We start from the raw sequence: 17,531 nt of genomic DNA on the forward strand, positions 1-17,531 counted from the left end.
CGCGCGCCTACTGCGCATGCGCCTGCAATCCGGGCGCAGACCCGGGGGCCCGGCAGCACGGCCTAGGCCCTGAAACGCCCCCGACCACGTCCTTGAACGGCCACCGGTCACGCCCCCGAATGCCCCCAGTCGCGCACCCCCGAATACGGCCATACGCTCCCAAATGTGACGCCGCCCTCACACATGGCCGTGCGGGCGACAGCGGTGGCCGCGGCACTGCTCACGTGGTGCCTGCTGCTTCTGTCCGCCCCCGCGGCCTGCGCCGTACCGGCCGAAGACCCGGTCAGGCTCTCCCGTGACGGCCAGATCACCGACAAGTCAGGCGCGCTGGGCGACCGCGCGGACGCCACCGAGCAGGCGCTCGACCGCCTCTACGACGATCGCGGCCTGCAGCTCTTCGTCGTCTACGTACGCGACTTCTCCGGCCGTTCCGCACAGGACTGGACCGACACCACCGCCGAGCGCAACGGCCTCGGCTTGGACGACGTGCTGCTCGCCGTCGCCACCCATGACCGTCAGTACGCCTACTCCGTAGACCGCGGTTCGCGGCTCACCGAGGCCCAGCTCCGGGACGTCGCCACCACCGCGATCCGGCCCGCCCTGCGTGAGAACGACTGGGCGGGCGCGGCCATCGGCGCCGCCGACGGATACAGCGCGGTCCTCGCGGGCCGCCCCGTGCCCACCCCGGCGATCACTCCGGGGGACCCCGACCCGGGCGGCTCCGAAGACGGCGCCGGCGGCGACACGGCCACCGGCGACCTGGTCCTGCCCATCGTGGTGGCCGGCGGCGCGTGCGCCCTCGCAGCGGTCGCCTACGGCCGCCGCAGACGGCGTGCGGCCACGCGGACGACGCCCGGAGGCGGCTGGGCCCGAGGCGAGCAGCCGGTCTCGCTCCCCGAGCTGGACAAGCGGTCGAAGCGGCTCCTGGTGGAGACCGACGACGCGATCCGCACCAGCGCCGAGGAGCTCGGCTTCGCCACCGCCCAGTTCGGCGACGACGCGGTGCGGCCCTTCACCGACGCGCTCGCGTACGCCCGATCGGAGCTGACGACGGCCTTCCGGCTGCGCCAGCAGCTGGACGACGCCCACCCCGAGGACGCAGCGACCCGGCGCGCCATGCTGGAGGAGATCGTCACGCGCTGCACGGAGGCGGGCCGCAAGCTCGACGCGGAGGCCGCGGGCTTCGACCAGCTGCGCGCCCTGGAACGCGAGGCGGCGCAGGCCCTGGAGCAGGCCCAGACGGTGTTCCGGCAGGTCACAGGGCGTACCGCCACCGCCGAGAGCACCCTCGCGGCCCTGCGCCAGAAGTACGCCCCGTCCGCGACGGCCCAGGTCGTGGGCCATGTCGAGCAGGCCAAGGACCGGCTCGTCTTCGCGACGACGCACCTCAACCAGGCGCGGCAGTCCGTGGACGCGGGAGACAACGGCACGGCGGCCGTCCATCTGCGGGCCGCCGAGGGCGCCGTCGACCAGGCGGGCACCTTCGTGGACGCGGTCGACCGGCTCGCGGACGAGCTGACGCTGGCCGAGGAGAAGCTGCCCGCCGCGCTCACCGAGGCGGAGACCGATCTCGCCGACGCGCACGGCCTCGTCGAGGGCACGAAGGACGGGGTTCCGACGGCCGACCTGCACGGACGTATCGCCCGCGCGGAGGCGGTCGTCGCCGGGGTCCGCAAGCAGCTGGCGGCCGGCGCCTACGACCCGATCGACGCCCTGCGCCGGGTCGAGGAGGCCGACGCCGCCCTCGACGAGTCCCTGGCGGGCGCCCGCGAACGCGAGACCGCCGACCGCCGCACCGTAGCCCTGCTCGGCCAGGCCCTGCTCACCGCGCGCAGCGCCGTGGGCGCGGCGGCCGACTTCGTCGGCACGCACCGCGGGGCCGTGGGCAGCGAGGCCAGGACGCGCCTGGCCGAGGCCCAGCGGCACCTCGCGGCGGCGGAGACCGCCCAGGACCCCGATCCCGCCGCCGCGCTCACCGAGGCCCAGCAGGCCGACAGCAGGGCCCGGCAGGCGCAGCAGCTCGCCGAACGCGACGTACGGGGCTTCGGCAACCCCTACGGAGGCGGTGGCGGTGCGGGCGGCGGCATGGGCGGCGCGGTGCTCGGCGGCATCATCCTCGGCGAGCTCTTGGGAGGAGGCAGGGGCCGTGGGGCGGGCGGCTACGGAGGGGGCGCTTTCGGCGGCGGCAGCCCCGGAAGCTTCGGCGGCGGGGGTACGCGGGGGCGAATGGGCGGAGGCGGCCGGTTCTGAGCCCAGGCACCCGTCGACCCCATAGACCTCTGCCCCTCTGGACCGCTGGACTTCCAGACCTCCAGACCTCCAGACCTAGAGACCTCACAGGAAGAGCAGCCTCATGACGAAGCAGACCATCCTCGGCCGCGTCGCCCAGCTCGCGAAGGCCAACATCAACTCCCTCCTCGATCAGGCGGAGGACCCGCAGAAGATGCTCGACCAGCTGATCCGTGACTACTCCAACAACATCAAGGAGGCCGAGGAGGCGGTGGCGACGACCATCGGCAGTCTGCGGATGCTGGAACTCGACCACAAGGAGGACCTCGACGCGGCCAAGGAGTGGGGCTCCAAGGCGATCGCGGCCAGCAGGAAGGCCGACGGGCTGCGGTCGGAACGGAGCGCGGTGGAGGCCGACCGGTTCGACGGTCTGGCCAAGGTGGCACTCCAGCGGCAGCTGCAGTCGGAACGCGAGGCCAAGGACGCCGAGCCGACGATCGCCGCGCAGACGGAGGTGGTGGCCAAGCTGAAGGCCGGGCTCGACCAGATGAAGATCAAGCTGACCCAGCTGCAGTCGAAGCGCGATCAGCTGGTCGCGCGGGCCAAGACGGCGCAGGCGCAGAACCAGATGATGGACGCCGTCCAGAACATCGATGTCCTCGACCCGACCAGCGAGTTGAGCCGGTTCGAGGACAAGGTGCGCCGCGAGGAGGCCAGGGCGCTGGGCAAGCAGGAGCTTGCCGCGTCCTCCCTGGATGCGCAGTTTGAGCAGTTGGACAGCCTGGGCGACGAGGCGGAGGTCGCGGCGCGACTCGCCGCCCTCAAGGCGACGACGTAGAAGCCCTCCAATCACGACTACGTAGACGACTACGTAGAGCCCCAAAAGAGACCAGGCCTCAGAACAGACTGAGCAACGCCTCCGCCGCATCCATCGGCTCCACCCCGCTGTCCGGCAGCGGCAGCTCGAACCACACCGTCTTGCCGCGCGGCGTCCTGCGCGAGCCCCACGCGGCGCTCAGCAGCCCGACCAGCTGCAGCCCTCGGCCGCCCTCGTCCGTGTCCCGCGCCCTGCGGCGGCGCGGCTGGACGAGGCCCGCGTCCCACACCTCGCACACCAGGGTGCGGTCGAGAAGGAGTCGGAGCCTGATCTCGCCTTCGCCGTACCGCAGCGCATTGGTGACCAGCTCGCTGACCAGCAGTTCCGTGGTGTCGCAGAGTGGTTCGAGGTCCCAGGAGCGCAGTTGCGCGCAGGCCAGTTCGCGGGCCCGGCCCACCGACTTCGGGTCGCGCGGCAGCGTCCAGTCGCCGACGGCTTCGGAGGGCAGGCCCTGGACGCGCGCCATCAGGAGCGCGATGTCGTCCTCTCCGTGGTGTGTGTCGAGGGTGTTCAGGACGTGGTCGCAGACGTCCTCCAGGGCCGACAGCGGGGTGTCGAGGGCGCGTACGAAGGCGTTCAGGCCCTCGTCGAGCGGGTGGTCGCGGGATTCGACGAGGCCGTCGGTGTAGAGCGCGAGCAGGGAGCCCTCGGGGAGTTCGACCTCGACCTCTTCGAAGGGTTCGCCGCCGACGCCGAGCGGCATGCCGGGCGGCACGTCGAGCATGAGCGCCGATTCGTCGGGCTCGACGAGAACGGGCGGCAGATGGCCCGCGTTGGCGAACGTGCAGCGGCGTGTGACGGCGTCGTAGACCGCGTAGATGCAGGTGGCGAGGTAGACCTCGGAGAGGTCCGTCTCGCTCGTGACACGCGTCTGACGGGCCGCTCGGGTGGCTTGCTGGGTGCCCGAGGGGTCGCCGAGGCCGCGGGCGATCTCGTCGAGCGCGGAGAGCACCTCGGCGGGCTCCAGGTCCAGGAGCGCCAAGGTGCGTACGGCGGTGCGCAGTTCGCCCATGGCGACGGCGGCGCGCAGGCCGCGGCCCATGACGTCGCCGACGACCAGCGCGGTGCGGTGGCCCGGCAGTTCGATGACGTCGAACCAGTCGCCGCCGACCTCTGTTGCCGCGTTGCCCGGCAGATAGCGGCAGGCGATGTCCAGGCCGGATGCCTCGGGGTCGCCGGGCGGCAGCAGGGAGCGCTGGAGGATCAGCGCGCGCTCGTGTTCGCGGCGGTAGAGGCGGGCGTTGTCGATGCAGACGGCTGCGCGGGCGGCCAGTTCGACGGCCAGGGAGCGGTCGCGGTCCCCGAAGGGTTCGCTGCCCTTCGTACGGGAGAACTGGGCGAGACCCACCACGGTGTCGTGGGCGACCATCGGGACGGCGAGCGTCGACTGGACGAGCCCTCCGGTGAGTCTGCTCGCGGATCCGTCGTCGACGGCGGAGACGAGGCGCGGCCGCGCGGTCCGCAGGGCGTCGGCGCACGGCGAGGTGAAGGCGAAGCGGTGGACGGCGCCCACGTCCACGGGGCGGCCGCCGTCCGGGAAGGGCGCGTCGGCGACGGCGCTGGCGAAGGCGACGCGGCGCAGTTCGGCGCTGCCGTCGGCGAGGCCCGGCGGGGTCTCGTCGCCGTCGAGCAGTCCTTGGTAGAGGTCCACGGAGGCGAGGTCGCAGAAGCCGGGGACGGTGACGTCGAGCAGTTCCCGCGCGGTGGTCTCCAGGTCCAGGGAGTTGCCTATGCGGGCACCGGCCTCGTTGAGCAGGGCGAGGTTGCGGCGGGCGTGGGCGGCCTCGCGGGCGGCGGCGTGCCGCCGGGTGACGTCGGTGCCGAGGCCTGCGATGCCGATGGGGCGGCCCGAACCGCTGTGCACGCGGTAGAGGTTGATCGACCAGTGGCGGCGTTCGTTGCTGCCGGGGGCGGGGCCGACGATCTGCATGTCCGTGACGGCCTCGCCGGTCTCCAGGACGCGCCTGAGGGCGGCGGCCATGCGGTCGGCCTCATGCCGGGGCAGATAGTCGTGGACGGTGCGGCCGCGGTGGTCGTCGACGGCGCCTCCGAAGACGGCCGCGAAGCGGCGGTTGGCCCGCTGCACCTTGAGATCCGTGCCGAACAGCAGGAAGCCGAAGGGAGATTGGCCGAAAATGGCCTGCGAGGCGGCGAGGTCCGTCTCTATCTGACGCAGGGCCCGTACGTCGACGACGATACAGACGGCGGCCTGCTCGCCCTCCTCCGTGGAGGTCGGCATGACATAGACCTCGGCGATGCCTTCGGAGACACCGCCCACCCCGGAAACGGCCCCTACGGAGTCATCGGTTTCCTGCGGAACACGGAAGCGGACGGACCCGGTCCACTCCCTGCCGTCCAGGATCTCCGCCATCTTGCGATGGCCGCTGCTGCGCAGCTCCGGAGGCACGAACGCCTCGATCGGGTCCTTGCCCACGGCGTCCTCGGCAGACACGCCGAACAGCTGCTCGGCGCGCCGGCTCCACTGGTCGATCAGTCCGTCGGGACCGATCGAGAACGAGGCCACCTTGATGTAGTCGTAGATCGAACCGGGTGGACTGCTCTGCCACATCACGTCATCTGCAGCTTCGCCCCTAGCGTCACCCGACGGCCCGTCCTGCTCCGTCGCCTTCGCTGGTATCTCGCTCACGCGAACCGTCCCCTCCAGCTCACCACGTCCGGCACCGGTCACCGGATGCGGCTGCCCACAGTATCCAGCACTACGGCGCCGCGCCACACGGCGTTCACGATCACAGCACGGACTCAACTCTTTTTGGCCCGTGACCGTCTTGTGTCCGCCCCACGCTGCCAGTCTTCTAACCCGGCAGCACCAGCTCGAACCACACCGTCTTCCCCGTCTTCCCCGTCCGGCCCTGCCGTGTGCCCCAGCGCCGCGACGAGCGGGCCACCAATTGGATCCCTCTGCCGCCCTCGTCATCAAGGGCAGCGGTCCGCTCCTGCGGGGGATCGGGGAGCGGATCGGAGACCTCGACGAGGAGCGCCCCCGACGGATCGGCGGGGCGCACGAGGCGTACGCCGATGGGGCCCGAGGCATGGCGCAGGGAATTGGTCACCAGTTCGCTGACGAGCAGGACGGTGATGTCACCGAGGGCGGCGAGGCCCCAGTCGCCGAGCTGCTTGCGGACGACAGCCCGGGCGGTGCGCACGGCGCCGGGATCCGCGGGAAAATCCCACTCGGCGCAGTCGCCTTCGGTGTCGATCACGCCGATCACTTCCAGACCAGCAGCAGCGGAACCCTGTCCGGTTTCATGGGGTTAATGGGCACATACCCGATATCCCGGCGGAATTACCGCTTACTAGGGCGCACTGTGGCACGAACGGCGTACGTGAGGCTTGAGGTCCCCAAGGTGCGAGCGCGCACGCCCCTCAGCGGGACCCACCGACGACGGCCTCGACCGCGGGCACATCGGCGTCCAGCCAGTCCACCGACCAGATCTCGTCCGGGGCGAGCCAGCGCAGCTCGTCATGGTCCTCCAGCGGCTCCGGGACCCCCGACAGGAGCTTCGCGGTCCATACCCACAGGACGTATCCCGGCTTGAGCGTCCATTGGCCCGGCACCCGCGCCACCGGCTCCGCCGCGACGCCGAGCTCCTCGCGCAGCTCCCGCACGAGCGCTTCCTCGGGGTGCTCCCCCGGCTCGACCTTGCCGCCGGGCAGCTCCCAGCGGCCCGCGAGCTCCGGGGGCGCGCTGCGCCGGGCGGCCAAGAGGCGTCCGTCGTCATACAGGGCGGCGCCGACCACGATCCGTTCCGTCATGCGCCGGAGCCTATGCGGTCAGTGCGCGCTGCCGTTCTGGCTCAGCTTCTCGACCGAGTACAGCTGCCTGCGGCCGTCGTCGTCCAGGCTGTCGGCGATCTTCTCGGCCTCGGCCTTCGTCGCGTACCTGCCCACGCGGTAGCGGTTGCCGTTGTCGTCCTGGCGTATCACGAGCCAGGGAAGTACGACCGTGCCGTCATTCATCGCGCCCCTCCGCTCGCCGCCCCCGGCGCGCGCCACGCCTCGATCAGTAAGGAAACCGCAATCCGCATATGCCCGAGCCTACGCCCGACCTTCACTCAGCGGATACGCCTTTGCACAAAGAGGTACGCAATTGGCCATGAGCCGGGGGCGCATCCGGCCGGATGCGCCCCCCTTGGCGGCACCGGCTCGGCCGGTACGCCCCCCGTCAGTCGCCGCGCACCGCGGGCATCGTCGGCATCGGCATGAGCACCGGCTCGCCCGACGGCGCCGTACGGCAGACATCGCCGCACTCGGCGTCCAGCGAGCAGCACAGCAAGCAGATCGGCCCCGACTGGACGGGGCAGTCCGCGATGTCCGGGAGTTCGTACGCCGTCTCACAGACGCCGCACGCGTGCGTGGCCGTCACGTCGGGCACCTCGACGTGCGGGCCGTTCACCGGGTTCGGCCGCGCCAGGTAGTACTTGCCCTTCGTCGCCCAGGCGATCAACGGGCAGAGGACGACGGCGAGTCCGGCCGCGATGAACGTCGAGAAGGCTTCGGCGTACTCTCCGAAGAGGCCGAAGAAGGCCAGGATCGAGACTACGGAGGCGATCACCATCGCCCCGAAGCCCGCCGGGTTCACCGCGTACAGGTACGCCCGCTTGAACTCGATGTACGGCGGACTCCAGCCCATCCTCTTGTTGATGACGAGGTCGGCGGCGACGGCCGCGATCCACGCGATGCCCACGTTCGAGTAGAAGCCAAGGAGCTTGTTGAGGGCCGCGAACATGTTCATCTCCATCAGCGTCAGCGCGATGGCGAGGTTGAGGAAGATGTACCAGACCCGGCCGGGGTGCTTGTGCGTCACACGGGAGAAGAAGTTCGACCAGGACAGCGAGCCGCTGTAGGCGTTGGTCACGTTGATCTTGATCTGGGAGACGATCACGAAGAGGGCGGCGGCCGGCAGCGCGAAGGAGCCGAGCCACGGCTTCAGGGCCTCGATCTGCGGGGCGATCGGCTCCAGGGCGTGCGTCTTGCCGACCGCCTCCAGGGCCACGAAGGCGAGGAACGCGCCGCCGAGCTGCTTGGCCGCGCCGATGACGACCCAGCCGGGTCCCGCCGCGAGCACGGCCAGGTTCCAGCGCCGCCTGTTCTGCTCGGTCTTGGCGGGCATGAAGCGCAGATAGTCGGCCTGTTCGCCGATCTGGGCGATGAGCGAGAGCGCGACTCCCGTGCCGAGCCCGAAGGCGAGCCAGGAGAAGCCGCTGCCGGCGCCCTCGGTGCCTCCGAAGGAGCCGAAGGCCCCCCAGGCGTCCGGCGCCTCGAAGGCGAGCACCACAAAGGGCAGCACCATGCCGATGAGCCAGATCGGCTGCGTCCAGGCCTGCACCTTGGCGAGCGCGCCCATGCCGCGGAAGACGATCGGGATCACGATGAGCGTCGTGATCAAGTAGCCGATCTCCACCGGGAGTCCGACGGCCTGATGCATGGCCTGCGCCATGATCGAGCCTTCGAGCGCGAAGAAGATGAACGTGAACGAGGCGTAGATGAGCGACGTCAGCGTCGAGCCGAAGTACCCGAAGCCCGCACCTCGCGTCACCAGGTCCATGTCAAGGCCGTACTTGGCGCAGGCCCGTGCGATCGGGATGCCGGTGACGAAGATGATCGTCGCGGCGCAGAGGATCGACGCGAGTCCGCTGGTGAAGCCGTACGTGAAGACGATGGACGCGCCGATTGCGAAGTCCGCGAGATAGGCGATGCCGCCGAGCGCGGTGGACGCCACCATCGTCGGGGACCAGCGCCGGAAGGAGTGCGGTGCGTAGCGCAGCGAGTAGTCCTCGCGGCTCTCGTCGGCCGCCATCCTGGCGTAGCTGCGCTTGGGCGGCGGGCCTGCGGCGGCGCTGGTGTCACGCGTGGCCGTATCCGTCATGTGGGTTCCTGTCGTCCGACCGGATTGCGGGTACGGGCGACGAAGCTAGGAGCCGTGCATGACATTTTGTTGCAAGCCGCGATTGCCCCGGCGTTAAGGAAGTTGAGCGTGCGTTAACTCGCGGTCACGGCGCACGGACGGGCCCGTCCGGAATCCGGGCGTGCGCCGGAGCGCGCGGTCATCTCACCGGCAGGTGGTATGCGATGCGGTAGCGGTCGGCGGGCACCACCACGTCGGCCGTCTCCACCGGCCGCCCCGACGCGTAGTACGTCCGCTGGACGACGATCACCACATGGCCGGGGACACCGCCGAGCGCCATGAGCTCCTCCGCAAGCCCCGGACGCGCGCCGACCTCCTCCGCCACGTTGTCCACGATCACGTCGATGGCCGCCATGCGCTCGACCACTCCGCAGCCGCCGAGCGGGCCCTCCTCGGGGAGCATCACCGGGGTGCGTCCGGTGACCGCGAGGGGCTCCCAGGACGTGGAGAGCATCATCGCCTCCCCCGCGTCCCGGTAGACGTACTTGGTGCACATCACGCGGTCGCCCGCGCGGATGCCGAGGCGCTCGGCGATCGCGGCGCTCGCCTCGACCTGTTCGCTGCGGGACTCCCAGGTGCCGCGCGCGCCGTCCTCGGCCTGCTCCTGGCGGAAGGGCGTCGAGCCGCCGGAAGCCCGATAGCCCGTCCGCGCGACGCGGCGGGGCACGGGTCGCTCACGCACATACGTGCCGGAGCCGGAGCGCCCCTCGACCAGGCCTTCGGCCATCAGGACCTTGCGCGCTTCGAGGGCGACCGTGTCCGAAACCCCGTACTCCTCGCGGATTCTGGCCTGCGAGGGGAGTCGGGTGTGCGGGGGCAGCGAACCGTCGACGATCTTCTTGCGGAGATCACCCGCGACGCGCAGATACGCCGGCTGCTCACCGAAAGTCACTGGCCACTCCCATCAGGTTGACAGACAGCAACAGCGTGGCAACCGTGGGTTGTTGACCGCAACCCAAGGCCAAGGAATCACCCGAAGTGATGATTTCTGGGTGTGCAGGTCTTTACGCCGGGGCCGAAGCGGAGCTATGGCGACGGCTTTCCGGGACGGCGGCGATCAATCCCCGGAGCACGAGGATCAGTTCCTGGAGAGTACGTCCATCAGGCGCTCGCGCCTCGAAGGGCGAGGAACCGGGAGATCGCCGACCTCGCGATCTGGCTCGCCCAGCCGCCCCAGTTCACGTCGAAACAGTGGTCCGCCCAGGGCAGTTCGACATACGTCGCCGGAGCCCCCGCCGCCTTCAGGCGCCGCGCCAGCTCCCGCGCCTGCCCCACCGGCACCGCACGGTCCGCGCTGCCGTGCAGGAGCAGCGTGGGCGGCACATCGGTCCGCACGAGCCGCGCGGGCGAGCCGAGGCGGTAGCGGGCGGGGACGGTCACGCCGCCGCGCTTCTTCGCCGAACCGCCCATCAGGCGCGGGATCATCGGGTCGCGGCGCAGCGCGGTCCCCGCGATGAGGCGCCGCATGTCCGTCGGCCCGTAGAGGGAGATCACCCCGGAGACCGAGCTGTCACGCACCGCACAGGACGCGGGGACGCGGTCGTCACCCTCCGTGTACGCGGCCGCGAGGGCGAGATTGCCGCCCGCCGAACTCCCCGCGAGGACAAGGCGGTCCGGATCGACGCCGAACACGCGCGCGTGCCGCCGCACCCAGCCCACCGCGCACTTCACGTCACCGATCTGGTCGAGCTGCGTCACGCGGGGCGCGAGCCGGTAGTCGATGTCGAACACCGACCAGCCGCGCGCGTTGAACCAGCGGTTCCACTCGGGCGTCTGGCTGCGGTGCCCCCTGTTCCAGCCGCCTCCGTGCACCCAGACCACGGCGGGGTGCCGCACCCCGTCGCGTTTCGGCAGCGTCCAGAGGTCCAGCTTTCCGCGCCGCTCCCCGGTGCGGGCGTAACGGCGGGTGCGGTCCAGGTCGGGGACCTTGGCGTAGTTGACGCCTTCGAAGTAGTCGCCGGGGGCCAGGGGTTGCCCGTAGTCCTCGGCGGTGCGGTGGGCTGCGGCGTACGGCATGACTCCGTAGACGAGCGCCGCGAACGCACAGAGCGCGGCGAGCCCGCCGCACCAGGGGTGCCGCCGCCCCGCGGCCATGGCGGCGACGAGCCCGAGCGCCGCCGGCAGCACGAGGACGAGCCCCCAGGAGGTGACCGCCGCCGCGACGAGCACCAGGAGCGGGATGCGGGGCAGCGGGGCGGCGACGAGCACCACCAGGGCGGCGTTCAGGAGGGCGAGGGTGACGAGGAGGACGCGGGTGAGGTGCGCGGAGCGGGGAACCCCGGGGCGGGGCCGGGCGGTTGGCGTCAGGGCGGACGTCACTCCGAAGAAATATCACAGAAGAGGACAAAAAGCCCTCAGGGCCGGCAAAGGCTCCCCCCACCGAGCTCGCCTCACGCCGAGCTCACCTCACGCCGGACCCGCCTCAGACAGCGCCCGCCTCAGACCGCCGAACCTTCCCCATCGCCAGAACCCCCGTCTTCGTGGTCCTCGTCAAAGCCGCCCTCGCCCCCCGGAGTGGCGTCCCGAGGCGAAGTGGTCGCCAGGTCAAGTGCCTTGCGGGCCGCCGCTTCCCGCTTGCCGCTGATGTGCTGCTGCGCCACTACGTAGTGCGCGTTGAAGGCATCGGCGTCCTTCGCGCCGGACGCCTTCGCCCACTGCTCGCGGTTCCGCTCGATGGCGTCGACGAGGGCGCTGATGCCGGCGTCCGCCGTCGCGGGCCAGTCGCGGGCGCGCAGCAGCCGCGCCTGTTCGGCGAGCCCCTTGTCGACGCGGCCGGCCCACTCCTTGTAGCCCTTCAGGTCGTCCTCGAATTTGTCCTCTACGGGGTCCGATCCGTACGCCTCGTAGAGGGCCTTGTCCGCCTTCAGGTAGGCGAGCTGATCGGCGTCGAGATTGGTCGCGTCCCTCCGGAACGACCCCTTCAGGCTGCGCTTGTCCTCCGCGTCTCCGTAGAGGCACGTGATGTGCCGGTCCCCCTGGCGCCAGGTCTCCCGGTCAGGCGCGTAGTACGTCAGCTCGGAGTCCCCCGGATCGACCCAGGTGTCGAGGACGTAGGCGGCGTCCAGGTCGACGCACTTGCGCTCGGCGAGCGACGCGAGCGCGGCGTCTCCCGGGAACGTCTCGTGGTTCACCCGGAACGAGGCGAAGACCTCGCCGTCGTGCCGCGAGGAACAGGGCACCCTGTCGATCTCGAAGGCGTACCGCACGTCGTCGAGTTTGCTGTCCGGGACGTTGAAGCACTCCCCCTTGCCGACGGGGAACGCGGAGGCGTTCCGTGACTCGCGCGCGGCCTCCTTGAAGCCCTCGACGAAGTCCCGCGCGCCTCCGGTGACGACGGCGAGCACCAGCAGCACGACGCCGACCACGGAGAGGATGCTTCCCGCGATCGCCAGCCCCTTGCCGCGCTCGCCCTTCTTCGAGATCTGCGCCAGCGCGATCAGCCCGAGGATCAGCCCGACGGCGGGCAGGAAGCACAGGATGCCGAGCACGAGGGAGGCGATCGCGAAGCCGTTGACGGGCGGACGCGAGTAGGGCGAGTACGCGCCGGGCCACCGCTGGTACGGAACCTGCTGCCCGTACGGCTGCTGCGGGCGTCCGCCGAGGTGGGGCGGCGGGGGTATGTCCACGACTACGGTGCTCCAGGTTCGGGTGGGTCGCTCGGGGCGGCGACTTCGCATCGTATGCGGGACACAGGCAGGGGACGAAATGGGGATATCCGGCGTAATCGAGGTAGAAGCCACCTTCGACCGCCCCTGCGGCTTCCTGACCGTCCACCGCACCTCACGCCTCGCCCTCGCGGCAGGCCGGGTCACCGACCCGGAGCCGTACCGCGAGGGCGAGGACGAGGAGGAGCCGCTCAGCTCAGGGCCGACGCCCTAGAACTGCAAGCCCCAAGAATCGATCTTCCCGACGTCCTGCGCGGCGTTGTCGCTCACCCGCAGCTTCCACGTCCCGTTGGCCGTCTCGGACGACGCGTTCACCGAGTACGTGGTGTTGATGTCGTCGGAGCTGCCGCCGGTGCCGTACCCCTTCAGGGTGTACGCCGTGCCGTCGGGTGCGATCAGCTGCACCCGGAGGTCGCCCACGTAGGTGTGCTTGATGGCGACCGGAACGCTCAGGGCGGCCGGCGCGTTGCCCGCCACGCCGCTCACGGTCACCGGCGACTCCACGGTGGAGTTGTCGCTGATCGCGAAGTCGGTCGTGTTTTCAAACTTGGGTCCCGGAGGAGTCGTCGAACCACCGGCCACGTTCAGGAGGCGGTTGGGCGAGCCGGATCCGGGGCTGGTGACGACGCCCGTCGAAGCGGCGTTGACCAGGGCCGTGGACACCTGCGCCGGGGTCGCCGTGCGGTTGTCCGCGAGGTACAGCGCCGCCGCGCCCGCGGTGTGCGGGGACGCCATCGACGTACCGGAGATGGTGTTCGTCGCCGTGTCGCTGGTGTTCCAGGCGGACGTGATGGACGAGCCGGGGGCGAACAGGTCCAGGATGGTGCCGTAGTTGGAGTAGCTCGCCTTGGCGTCGGTGCTCGTGGTGGCGCCGACCGTGATGGCCTCGGCCACGCGCGCGGGAGACCGTGTGGAGGCGTCGACGCTCTCGTTGCCCGCCGCTACCGCGAAGGTGATGCCGGAGGCGACCGCGTTGCGCACGGCGGTGTCCAGTGCGCTGTCCGCGCCGCCGCCGAGCGACATGTTCGCCACGGCGGGCTTGACCGCGTTCTGGGTCACCCAGTCGATGCCCGCGACGACCTGCGCGGTGGTGCCGGACCCCTGATTGTTCAACACGCGGACGCCGACGACCTTCGCCTTCTTGGCGACTCCGTAGGCACCGCCCGCAACCGTTCCGGCGACATGCGTGCCGTGGCCGTGGCCGTCCTGAGCGGTGTTGTCGTTGTCGATCGCGTCATAGCCGTAGGAGGCGCGTCCGCCGAAGTCGCTGTGGCTGATGCGGACTCCGGTGTCGATGACGTACGCCGTGACACCCTCACCGGCGGAGTCCGGGTAGGTGTACGAGTTGTTCAGCGGGAGCGTCTTCTGGTCGATGCGGTCCAGGCCCCAGGAGGGCGGGTTGGGCTGCGTCCCGTCCACCGTGAACGTGCGGTTCTGCACGACGGATTCGACCGCCGGGTCCGCCGCGAACCGCTTGGCCTCGGCCTCGGAGAGCTCGACCGCGTACCCGTTGAGGGCCTTCTTGTACGTGCGCTTGATGTCGGCGCCGTACTCCTTGGCGAGTGCCTTGCCCGCCTTGGAGCCCGCCTTCGCGGCGTCCTCGTCGAGGCTGACTATGTAGCTTCCCGCTATCGTGCCGGGCGCTCCGGCGTTCTCGATCCTGCCTTCCGCCTGGGCCGGCTGAGCGGTCGCCGGGAGCGCGGAGACGACGCCGAGGGCGAGAGCCGCGACCGCTGTCGCGCTGATCCCGGCCAGTCTTCGGCGGGTATGACGCATCACTGCCATCTGAGGGGTCCTCCTCAATAGGTGGTGCGCTAGTGGGGGATGGTGCTGGTGGTGCCCACTTTCACGGAGGCGAACGGCAGGGACATGTCAATCAACGACCCGCCCCGCCTTCGTCGGGACGAAAGATTGGCGGATCCATAGGAATCCCACAAGGGTCAGGACCGGACGTAACACGACCGCCACGCACCCGCCATGACACATCCGCCCCAATTGCCACAACTAGCCTGCCCACATGACAGCATTGCCGGATTATTTCTGCCCCACCGACGGCACGCGCGTCCCCGCGGGCACCCTCGCCTGGTGCTGCCCGGTCTGCCGCGGCCCCCTCGACCTGGACTTCTCCCCCAATCCAGCGCCGCTGAAGTCCCTTGCCGGAAGGGTGAATTCCCTGTGGCGGTACGCGGAATGCCTGCCGCTCCCGACCCCCTCCTGGTCGCTCGGCGAGGGCCGCACACCGCTCGTATCGATGGATGGCGGGATCTCGGCCAAGCTCGACTACCTGACACCGACGCTCTCCTTCAAGGACCGCGGCGCGGTCATGCTCGCCGCGCTCGCCCTCGGACTGGGACCGCAGCGGGTGATCGCCGACAGCAGCGGCAACGCGGGAACGGCGATCGCCGCGTACTGCGCGCGGGCCGGACTGCCCTGCACCGTGTACGTCCCGGCCGGTACGTCGGCCAAGAAGCTGGAACAGATCCGCGCGCACGGGGCACGCCTGGAGGTCGTCTCCGGAGACCGCGAGCAGACGGCCCTGACGGCCCGCGCGGTGGCCGACGAGCCCGGCACGTTCTATGCATCGCACGTGTACAACCCGTACTTCCTGCACGGCACCAAGACATACGTCCATGAGGTGTGGGAGGACCTCGGTGGCCGGCTGCCGGACGTCCTGGTCGTCCCCGTGGGCAACGGCACGCTCCTGCTGGGCGCGGCACTCGCCGTCCGCGAACTGCACGCCGCGGGGCTGATCGCGAAGGCCCCCGCGCTGTACGCCGTGCAGGCCGCGGCGGTCGCCCCGCTGGCCGAGGCGTGGCGCGCGGGGGCCGACGAGCCGCTCGGGACCACGCCGCAGGCGCCCACGTTCGCCGAGGGCATCGCGATTCCACGGCCGCCCCGCGCACGGCAGATCCTGCGTGCGGTACGCGGTTCCGGCGGCGCCTTCCTGACGGTGACGGAGGACCAGATCCGGCACGCACAGCTCGATTTGGCCGGTCGGGGGCTGTACGTCGAGTCGACAGGAGTGGCGTGCTGGGCAGCCGTTCGAGACGGGGCGTTGGGCGAACGCACGGCCGTGATCCCGTTGTGCGGGGCGGGTTTGAAATCAGGACTGGCGCACGACTGACAACCGAGCTGTCCGGTGATGGCCGGAGACCTGCCATGGGCGGAACAGTGGTCGTACGCTTGTCGGCACCATCGATACGACAGTGCTGAGTGCTGGTGGCGATCGGGAGGTCACGGGGGTGGAACGCAGCCCTGCGAGGGTTCGCAACGAGTTAGTCGCCGAAATCGTCGACGTACTGCAGGAATCGAGCACGGTACGCCAGGGGAACAGCGCGGACCTCTGGGTGAGCATGCTCAACAAAGAACTGAGCTCACCGGTGGAACCTCCGCGCAACGACGCGCTGCGGCCCTGGCTGCTGCGCCTGGTGGAGCACTGCGCCGAGATCCCCGACGGGCTCCCGTGCCTCGTGCGCTGCCTGCGGTATCTGGAACAGTGGTCCACGGCCATCTCGTCGCTCTTGCGCCTGGTGGACGAGTGGGAGGCCGTGGACTTTTTCGACGGCGCCGACCTGCGGCCACTCAAACCTGTCCTGCGGGACATCAGTTCTTCATCCACCCTCGCCACACTGGCACGGCGGGCCAGCCGCTCCCGTACACAGGAGTTGCCCGCGTGGTGCGACACGGGATGGGCAGTCTTCCTACGACTGGCCGGCGGCAACTCAGCCGCGAAGGAACTCCCCGTGTGCATGGCGTTCCTGGCCCTGGCCGCCGACCGGCTGGTGGAGGAAAGGAAGATGGAGGCAGCGGAGGACCTGCGTCGCTGGAACCGGCAACAGGCCCGCGCCTGGGGCCTGGAGGACACGATGGCCGACTGGCAGCGCGGCCTCGTGGACCGGCACGCTCCGCAGCCCGTGATGGTGCCCGCCTACCTGATGATCCAGTTCGAGCCGGACGGAGTGGATCCGGAACGCTATTTCCTCTCCCACTGGAGGCAGTCGGACGCGGAGGGCTGGCATCCGGTCCCCGGCGAGACCCTGCATCTTCACCGCGACGACCTGCCCGCCGAGGTGGAGACGCTCATCGAGCAGACCGAGGAGCGGTGGGCGGATCTGAGACAGCCCGTCGTCCTGGAATTCATTCTCCCGTGGGAATTGCTCTCAGAACCGGTGGAGTGGTGGCACAAGGAGTCCTCGACGGAATCTCCGACTCCGCTGGTGATGGACTACTCCGTTCTCGTCCGCAGCTTCGAGCGCCTGCGCAAGGCCGCCTGGCACCGCCCCTGGCACAACAAATGGCGGCAGTTGAAGGAACAGCCGGCCGACAGCCACTCGTACTGGAAGAGGCCCGACCAGTCGCACTTCCACCTGGAGCGCGAGTTGAAGGAGGACGACCACGCGGTCTGTCTGGTCCTCAGCCAGCCGCCCGGCACCGACTCCCCCTCCAGCCACCGGGAGTTCATGGCGGGCCTGCGCGCGGGTGTCCCGGCGATGATCTGGCACAGGGGCGACTGCGGCGATCCCGACTTCAAGGAAGCGGTCGCCGACCTGGTCCAGGACCGGGGCCTGTCCGGGCTTCTCGCACGCGCCGGAAATTGGCGGAGGGAAGCACTGGCGCTCGGCCCCGAGGGCTGGGACAACCACGTGGGACGCCATCTGGCGATCCTGCTCGACGATCCGGAACGCAGACCCGGACCGCCGGGCCCCGACCGTGCGCCGGTGACGACTTGAACGGGACCACCGGCCACATGTCCATGAACCTCCCGCAAACGGCGAGAGGGGGTGCCGCGCCATGAACCGGCAAGTCTCCGCTGCCGTGCGGCTTTTACCCGCCC

Annotated in this window: 14 protein-coding genes; 5 read left to right on the top strand and 9 right to left on the bottom strand. The window is 70.4% G+C overall.

From position 1 onward, the window contains the following. The first annotated feature begins 183 nt into the window (after nucleotides 1–183). Both ACIBKX_RS20255 and ACIBKX_RS20260 read left to right on the top strand, forming a co-directional pair. A complete protein-coding gene (locus ACIBKX_RS20255) occupies nucleotides 184–2,250 on the top strand; it encodes a TPM domain-containing protein (protein ID WP_363271772.1) in 2,067 nt (688 codons plus the stop codon). 103 nt (nucleotides 2,251–2,353) lie between these two features. Further along, on the top strand, nucleotides 2,354–3,067 hold the full coding sequence (locus ACIBKX_RS20260) for a PspA/IM30 family protein (protein WP_363271656.1): 714 nt from the start codon (nucleotides 2,354–2,356) through the stop codon (nucleotides 3,065–3,067). A 58-nt stretch (nucleotides 3,068–3,125) separates the two neighbouring features. Here the strand turns inward: ACIBKX_RS20260 and ACIBKX_RS20265 are convergent, their stop codons facing one another. The 8 genes from ACIBKX_RS20265 to ACIBKX_RS20300 all read right to left on the bottom strand — a co-directional run bounded on the left by ACIBKX_RS20265 (nucleotide 3,126) and on the right by ACIBKX_RS20300 (nucleotide 12,658). Next, entirely contained in the window at nucleotides 3,126–5,753 is a 2,628-nt protein-coding gene (locus ACIBKX_RS20265) for a SpoIIE family protein phosphatase (protein WP_363271657.1), read from the bottom strand. Between the two features lie 166 nt (nucleotides 5,754–5,919). Then, nucleotides 5,920–6,336, bottom strand: coding sequence for an ATP-binding protein (locus tag ACIBKX_RS20270; protein ID WP_363271658.1), 417 nt, complete (start codon nucleotides 6,334–6,336; stop codon nucleotides 5,920–5,922). 154 nt (nucleotides 6,337–6,490) lie between these two features. Continuing rightward, nucleotides 6,491–6,880 carry a (deoxy)nucleoside triphosphate pyrophosphohydrolase gene (locus ACIBKX_RS20275; protein WP_363271659.1) on the bottom strand — a complete coding sequence of 130 codons (390 nt, stop codon included), beginning with the start codon at nucleotides 6,878–6,880 and terminating at the stop codon, nucleotides 6,491–6,493. Nucleotides 6,881–6,898: 18 nt separating this feature from the next. Continuing rightward, nucleotides 6,899–7,084: an SPOR domain-containing protein gene (locus ACIBKX_RS20280; protein WP_363271660.1), complete on the bottom strand. Its 186-nt coding sequence runs from the start codon at nucleotides 7,082–7,084 to the stop codon at nucleotides 6,899–6,901. A 205-nt stretch (nucleotides 7,085–7,289) separates the two neighbouring features. Beyond that, nucleotides 7,290–8,993 (bottom strand): hypothetical protein, encoded by a 1,704-nt coding sequence (locus tag ACIBKX_RS20285; RefSeq protein ID WP_363271661.1) that lies wholly within the window; start codon nucleotides 8,991–8,993, stop codon nucleotides 7,290–7,292. Between the two features lie 178 nt (nucleotides 8,994–9,171). After that, complete coding sequence (locus ACIBKX_RS20290) at nucleotides 9,172–9,924, bottom strand: GntR family transcriptional regulator (RefSeq protein ID WP_363271662.1); 753 nt, start codon at nucleotides 9,922–9,924, stop codon at nucleotides 9,172–9,174. 209 nt (nucleotides 9,925–10,133) lie between these two features. Beyond that, complete coding sequence (locus ACIBKX_RS20295) at nucleotides 10,134–11,351, bottom strand: alpha/beta hydrolase (protein ID WP_363271663.1); 1,218 nt, start codon at nucleotides 11,349–11,351, stop codon at nucleotides 10,134–10,136. Between the two features lie 119 nt (nucleotides 11,352–11,470). Then, nucleotides 11,471–12,658 carry a DUF4190 domain-containing protein gene (locus ACIBKX_RS20300; RefSeq protein ID WP_363271664.1) on the bottom strand — a complete coding sequence of 396 codons (1,188 nt, stop codon included), beginning with the start codon at nucleotides 12,656–12,658 and terminating at the stop codon, nucleotides 11,471–11,473. Nucleotides 12,659–12,737: 79 nt separating this feature from the next. On the opposite strand from ACIBKX_RS20300, the gene ACIBKX_RS20305 reads away from it, so the two are divergent. Further along, nucleotides 12,738–12,911, top strand: a complete 174-nt coding sequence (locus ACIBKX_RS20305) for a hypothetical protein (RefSeq protein ID WP_399375841.1) — start codon at nucleotides 12,738–12,740, stop codon at nucleotides 12,909–12,911. On the opposite strand, the gene ACIBKX_RS20310 is transcribed toward ACIBKX_RS20305, so the two are convergent. Then, on the bottom strand, nucleotides 12,908–14,482 hold the full coding sequence (locus ACIBKX_RS20310) for a S8 family peptidase (protein ID WP_363271665.1): 1,575 nt from the start codon (nucleotides 14,480–14,482) through the stop codon (nucleotides 12,908–12,910). The genes ACIBKX_RS20305 and ACIBKX_RS20310 overlap by 4 nt on opposite strands. Nucleotides 14,483–14,714: 232 nt before the next feature. Here ACIBKX_RS20310 and ACIBKX_RS20315 point away from each other — a divergent pair, with 232 nt between their 5' ends. Together ACIBKX_RS20315 and ACIBKX_RS20320 are read left to right on the top strand one after the other, a co-directional pair. Continuing rightward, nucleotides 14,715–15,821 carry a threonine synthase gene (locus ACIBKX_RS20315; RefSeq protein WP_363271666.1) on the top strand — a complete coding sequence of 369 codons (1,107 nt, stop codon included), beginning with the start codon at nucleotides 14,715–14,717 and terminating at the stop codon, nucleotides 15,819–15,821. Nucleotides 15,822–15,939: 118 nt separating this feature from the next. Further along, on the top strand, nucleotides 15,940–17,427 hold the full coding sequence (locus ACIBKX_RS20320) for a hypothetical protein (RefSeq protein ID WP_363271667.1): 1,488 nt from the start codon (nucleotides 15,940–15,942) through the stop codon (nucleotides 17,425–17,427). The last annotated feature ends 104 nt before the right edge of the window (nucleotides 17,428–17,531 follow it).

It is taken from the genome of Streptomyces sp. NPDC050658 (genome assembly GCF_044457025.1).
Classification (GTDB): Bacteria; Actinomycetota; Actinomycetes; order Streptomycetales; family Streptomycetaceae; genus Streptomyces.